Origin of the sequence: Paenibacillus sp. TAF43_2 (assembly GCF_052113545.1) — a bacterium.
Taxonomy (GTDB): Bacteria; Bacillota; Bacilli; order Paenibacillales; family Paenibacillaceae; genus Pristimantibacillus.
Genome location: NZ_JBFRDK010000269.1, coordinates 1 through 5,784 on the forward strand (window position 1 = coordinate 1; position 5,784 = coordinate 5,784).

General features: G+C 48.2%; 7 protein-coding genes. All 7 read left to right on the forward strand.

All coding sequences use genetic code 11. The features are described 5' to 3' along the window. Positions 1-562, forward strand: a 562-nt coding sequence (locus tag AB4Z17_RS31450) for a phosphate acyltransferase (RefSeq protein WP_441964217.1), incomplete at its 5' end; no start/stop codon positions are given. Positions 563-571: 9 nt separating this feature from the next. After that, complete coding sequence (locus AB4Z17_RS31455) at positions 572-1,558, forward strand: beta-ketoacyl-ACP synthase III (protein WP_441964219.1); 987 nt, start codon at positions 572-574, stop codon at positions 1,556-1,558. 134 nt (positions 1,559-1,692) lie between these two features. After that, a complete protein-coding gene (gene fabD, locus AB4Z17_RS31460) occupies positions 1,693-2,631 on the forward strand; it encodes an ACP S-malonyltransferase (protein ID WP_441964220.1) in 939 nt (312 codons plus the stop codon). Between the two features lie 15 nt (positions 2,632-2,646). After that, positions 2,647-3,396: a 3-oxoacyl-[acyl-carrier-protein] reductase gene (gene fabG / locus AB4Z17_RS31465; protein ID WP_441964221.1), complete on the forward strand. Its 750-nt coding sequence runs from the start codon at positions 2,647-2,649 to the stop codon at positions 3,394-3,396. 91 nt (positions 3,397-3,487) lie between these two features. Then, entirely contained in the window at positions 3,488-3,721 is a 234-nt protein-coding gene (locus AB4Z17_RS31470; RefSeq protein ID WP_053375686.1) for an acyl carrier protein, read from the forward strand. Positions 3,722-4,010: 289 nt separating this feature from the next. Then, on the forward strand, positions 4,011-5,252 hold the full coding sequence (gene fabF, locus AB4Z17_RS31475; RefSeq protein ID WP_054029014.1) for a beta-ketoacyl-ACP synthase II: 1,242 nt from the start codon (positions 4,011-4,013) through the stop codon (positions 5,250-5,252). Further along, positions 5,242-5,784, forward strand: a 543-nt coding sequence (rnc, locus tag AB4Z17_RS31480) for a ribonuclease III (protein WP_441964222.1), incomplete at its 3' end; no start/stop codon positions are given. The genes fabF and rnc, both read left to right, overlap by 11 nt.

Sequence of the window (5,784 nt, forward strand, 5' to 3'; positions counted from 1 at the left end):
GAATATGGATGCAAAGCCGGAGCATCTGCTGCAATATGCAATTATGGGAAGCATTTATCGTGCCAAGGTTCACGGACTGGAGAAGCCGAGAGTTGGGCTTCTGAACGTGGGAACTGAAGCGATGAAGGGCAATGAGATGGCTAAAGCGGCTTACGCTTTGCTTGAGCAAGCTCCAGTGAATTTTATCGGCAACGTTGAAGCAAGGGATGTTCTAAATCGAAATTGCGATGTCCTTGTTTGCGACGGTTTTGCCGGCAATATTATGCTGAAAGCCATGGAAGGCGCCGCGGGTACGATTTTTGATTCGCTTAAGGACGCTTTCGGTCAGACGCTGTTAACGAAGCTTGCTGCGGCAATCATGCTTCCTAAGCTGCGTGTGCTTAAGAAGAGAATGGACTATAAGGAGCATGGCGGTGCACCTTTGCTTGGACTGAATGGCCTTGTAGTAAAATGCCACGGCTCCTCGGATGCCCTCGCTGTTAAAAATGCCGTAAGACAGGCTCGCAGCGCCATTCAAGGACAATTGATTGAAACAATCGCATCAGAAATCAACGGGAAGTGAGTGTGCGAAATGGATTTACATCCTGTCGGAATAATTGGTACTGGTAAATACGTGCCAGAACGTATTTTATCGAACAAAGAGCTAGAAGCAATGGTTGAAACAAATGATGAATGGATTGTTACTCGCACAGGCATTAAAGAACGCCGCCTAGCTTCAGCGGAAGAAGCAACATCCGATCTTGCGCTGCATGCATCGCGTGAAGCGATTGCCGCTGCTGGCCTTACGGCAGAAGATATCGATCTCATTATAGTTGCTACAATTACGCCTGATATGTTTTTCCCTTCGACTGCCTGCTTGCTTCAAGATAAGCTGGGAGCAAAGCAAGCGGCTGCGTTCGATTTGTCGGCTGCTTGCTCCGGGTTTATATATGGACTAGCGACAGGAACGAGTATGATCGCCAGCGGTATGTACAAGAATGTGCTTGTTGTAGGCGCTGAGACGCTATCGCGAATTACTGATTACACGGATCGCAACACATGCATATTGTTCGGTGACGGTGCAGGTGCAGTTGTGCTTGGACCGGTTGAAGAAGGCCGAGGCTTCCAATCGTTTGTGCTTGGCGCAGACGGAAGCGGTGGAGACCTGCTGAAGGTTCATGGAGGAGGATCACGCGTTCCAGCATCGGAAGAAAGCATCCAGTCGAAGCAGCATTTCATTCATATGGCTGGCAATGATGTATTCAAGTTTGCGGTTAGAATTATGGGCAGCGTGGCTGAAGAGGCTTTGCAGAAAGCTGGCCTAAACAAAGAAGATATTGATCTCCTTATTCCTCATCAAGCGAATATTCGGATTATCCAGTCCGCTTTAAACAGACTAAGCTTGTCGGAAGATAAAGCGATGATTAATTTGGACAAATACGGTAATATGTCATCGGCATCCATTCCAGTTGCACTGGCTGAAGCCGTTGAGCAGGGTCGTGTGAGTGAAGGAGACCGCCTTGTGCTTGTAGGTTTCGGCGGCGGCCTGACATGGGGAGCTTCGGTTCTGGTATGGTAGTATGAACGCAGCAGCTTTTTGAAAAAATAAGACGTTATAAGTTTTCCTCTTATGACGAGCTTACATATCACCGCGAAACGAGCTATACTGTCTGATGCAGTTCGAGCCGTATACGTGTGTAAGGGGGAAACGTTATGAGTAAAATAGCATTTGTTTTTCCGGGGCAAGGCGCACAAACTGTCGGAATGGGCAAAGACGCATATGATGCGTTTGATCGTTCCCGTGCGATTTTTGAACAAGCGGATGAGGCACTGGGCTTCTCATTAAGCCAGATTATTTTTGAAGGACCAGAAGATACGCTTAAACAAACGGCGAATACACAGCCAGCACTGCTTACCGTTAGTGTTGCGCTATTGGAAGCGTTGGAAGGCCGGGGTCTGAAGCCGGATTTTGTTGCTGGRCACAGTCTTGGGGAGTATAGCGCGCTTGTCGCTGCTGGGGTCCTATCCTTTGAAGATGCTGTTCGTACTGTCCGTGCTCGCGGTCAATTTATGGAGCAAGCTGTTCCTAGCGGCCAAGGCGCAATGGCAGCAGTGCTCGGCGCTGAACGCGATACGCTCGCAGCGCTTTGTGCGGCAATTACCGCTGAAGGCTCGGCTGTTGAGCTTGCAAATGTGAATTGTCCTGGTCAAATTGTGGTGTCAGGTACTGCAGCAGGTGTTGATGCTGTTGTCCAGCGCGGCAAAGAAGAGGCTGGAGCTAAGCGGGTTATTCCTCTTGAAGTAAGCGGTCCATTCCATTCATCCCTAATGAAGCCTGCAGCTGTAAATCTTCAAGCGACATTAGCTGATATAGCGATGAAGGATGCTAATGTTCCTGTTGTGGCGAATGTCACTGCCAATGCGGTAACATCGGCGGATGAGATACGTGGTCTGCTCGTAGAGCAGGTGTGCTCACCTGTCCTTTGGGAAGATAGCGTACGTTATTTAGTCGAGCAGGGCGTTGATACATTTGTGGAAATCGGGTCGGGAACGGTGCTTGCCGGCCTGATCAAAAAAGTCGACAAAAATCTACGCGTCATCTCGATTAACAGCATCAGTGCGCTTGAAGCGCTGCAGGTGAATGAACAATAGGATGGAGGGGATTCGATGTTTGCTAGCTTGGAAGGAAAAAAAGCACTCGTAACAGGCGCATCGCGGGGCATTGGCAGATCGATTGCTATTGCCCTCGCCGAGGCAGGCGCGGATGTTGCCATTAACTACTCAGGCAGCGAAGCGGCAGCAGTTGAAACGGCGCAAGCTGTAGAAGCACTCGGTAGACGCGCTATTGTTATTAAAGCTAATGTTGGCAAAGTAGATGAATTTGACGCGATGGTCAAGGAAGTCATCGAGCAATTCGGAGCGGTTGACATATTAGTGAATAATGCGGGCATTACAAGAGATAATTTAATCATGCGTATGAAGGAAGACGAGTTTGACCAAGTCATTGAAACCAACTTAAAAGGGGTCTTCAATGGCATTAAAGCGGTCACTCGCTCTATGATGAAACAACGCTCCGGCCGAATCATCAACATTTCTTCTGTTGTTGGTGTGCTCGGAAACCCTGGGCAGGCTAACTATGTTGCAGCCAAAGCTGGTGTCATTGGTCTTACTAAGGCTAGTGCCCGCGAGCTTGCGTCACGCGGCATTACAGTTAACTGTGTAGCCCCAGGATTTATTCAAACCGAAATGACGGACAAGCTGCCGGAAGAAATGCGCCAATCTTTATCTGGCCAAATTCCGCTTGCCCGTCTCGGTGATCCGAGCGACATCGCAAACGCAGTCCGTTTTCTTGCTTCGGATGCTTCAGCCTATATGACTGGACAGACGATTCATGTGGACGGCGGTATGTATATGTAACACCAGATAATTCGGCAATAATGAATTAAAACGGTTACGTATGGCATTTTATCTTTAATTCTCGTATAATACCATGGAGGAGGTGAACCGGATGTCCGAAGTAGTAGATCGCGTAAAACGTATCGTCATCGACCGACTAGGCGTAGACGAAGCGGAAGTTACACTTGAAGCTTCATTTAAAGATGACCTCGGCGCTGACTCTCTTGATGTCGTTGAATTGGTCATGGAGCTAGAAGACGAGTTTGATATGGAAATTTCTGATGAAGATGCTGAGACAATCACCACTGTGGGAGAAGTAGTTAAATACATACAATCTCATACGTAAGAAGGACAAGTCCCGTTTTTAATAAACGGGACTTCTCTCCATCTAGGCAGTTTCCTGCATTACACTTAAGCAAGCAAGGCAGCTTTTATATAAAGAAGCGTGAATGGCTTTATGTGCATCTCATTTATACCTCCTTATATTTCAAGCGTAAAGGTTTCGCCGTTTGGTACGGCTAGGCTTGTATTTACGGAGAAATATAAGCAGGGTATACGCAATATAGCAACATTGACCGATTAACAAAGGTGACGCAGCTTGCGCATCAAATTTGCTGGACATAGAGGTGAATCGAATGAAACAAAGAGTTGTTGTTACGGGTATGGGGGTTATTACCTCACTCGGTTCCGATTTGGAAGAGTTCTGGGGTAACTTGCTGGACGGAAAATCAGGTGTATCGGTTGTTGAAGCTTTCGATTTCTCTGAGTATCCGACGCGCATTGCCGCAGAAGTTAAAAATTTCAATCCCGAAGATTACGGTTTAGATAAAAAAGAAGCACGCAGAATGGACCGTTTCGTACAATTTGCTGCTGTAGCGAGTCAATTGGCAGTTAAAGATGCTGATTTGCAAATTGGTACAAATGCAGACCCTGAGCGTGTTGGCGTTATGGTCGGTTCCGGTATCGGTGGACTAGGTACTTGGGAAGACCAGCACAATATTTTGCTGGAGAAAGGCCCTAAGCGCGTCAGCCCTTTCTTTATTCCGATGATGATCGCGAACATGGCTTCTGGACAAGTATCCATGCTTACTGGTGCGAAGGGTCCAAATAGCACGGCAGTAACCGCTTGTGCTACGGGCACTCATTCCATCGGCGATTCTTTCAAATTGATTCAACGCGGCGACGCTGACGTGATGATTGCTGGCGGAGCAGAAGCGACGATCAGACCGACTGGCATGGCAGGCTTCTGCTCAATGCGTGCGATGTCCGTTCGCAATGAAGAGCCTGAAAAAGCAAGTCGTCCGTTCGACGTTGACCGTGATGGTTTCGTAATGGGCGAAGGCGCTGGTGTACTCGTGCTTGAATCACTTGAGCATGCGCAGGCACGCGGTGCAAAAATTTATGCTGAGGTTATTGGCTACGGTATGAGCGGTGACGCTCATCACATGACTGAGCCAGACCCAGATGGTGCAGCTCGCTGCATGGTGAAAGCATTCAAGGATGCTGGAATTGATCCTTCTGAGATCGACTACATCAATGCGCACGGCACTTCGACACCTGTCGGTGATCGCTCAGAGACAAAAGCGATCAAAAAAGCGCTCGGCGACCATGCTTATAAAGTAGCGGTCAGCTCAACGAAATCGATGACAGGTCATTTGCTAGGTGCTGCTGGCGGCGTTGAAGCTGTAATTCTCGGCTTGACTATCAAAAGCGGTATCATCGCTCCGACTATTAATTTAGACAATCAAGACCCGGAGTGCGATCTTGATTATGTACCTAATAAACCGCGTGAAGCGAATGTAAGGATAGCATTATCCAACTCATTTGGCTTCGGCGGCCACAATGCATCGATCGTGATGAAAGTTTATGAAGCGTGATTCCTTCTATGAGCTGCAGCAGCGGCTGCAGCTCAGTTTTAAGCGGACAAAGCTGCTGAGGCAAGCTTTCACTCATACTTCTTATGTAAATGAACACAAGCGCGGGTCAGCTCAGGATAATGAGCGTTTGGAATTTTTGGGAGATGCGGTGCTTCAATTACTCGTTTCTGAGTATTTGTTCGCAACGTATCCGCAGCGGCCTGAGGGCGAGCTCACGAGAATGCGTGCATCAATCGTCTGCGAGCCATCTTTAGCCCAATTTGCTGAACGCTTGGAGCTCGGTTCGCATGTGCTTCTCGGACGCGGTGAAGAGCAGCTAGGCGGTCGGCAAAGGCAAGCATTGCTAGCTGATTTGTTCGAGTCGTTTGTCGGTGCCATTTTCCTTGACGCAGGAATTGAGGAAACGAGAGCTTTTCTTAATGAGCATATGTTTCCTTTTGTTGAGTCAAACGACTATGGTCTTCTTGTTAAAGACTCCAAGTCGAAGCTGCAGGAACGATCGCAGCATCATGGGCTTGGTGCGGTGGAATAC

What these genes read in the sequence shown, in the direction of transcription:
- AB4Z17_RS31455 (WP_441964219.1), top strand. Translation starts at nt 572, where the DNA reads ATGGATTTACATCCTGTCGGAATAATTGGTACTGGTAAATACGTGCCA.
- fabG (WP_441964221.1), top strand. Translation starts at nt 2,647, where the DNA reads ATGTTTGCTAGCTTGGAAGGAAAAAAAGCACTCGTAACAGGCGCATCG.
- AB4Z17_RS31470 (WP_053375686.1), top strand. Translation starts at nt 3,488, where the DNA reads ATGTCCGAAGTAGTAGATCGCGTAAAACGTATCGTCATCGACCGACTA.
- fabF (WP_054029014.1), top strand. Translation starts at nt 4,011, where the DNA reads ATGAAACAAAGAGTTGTTGTTACGGGTATGGGGGTTATTACCTCACTC.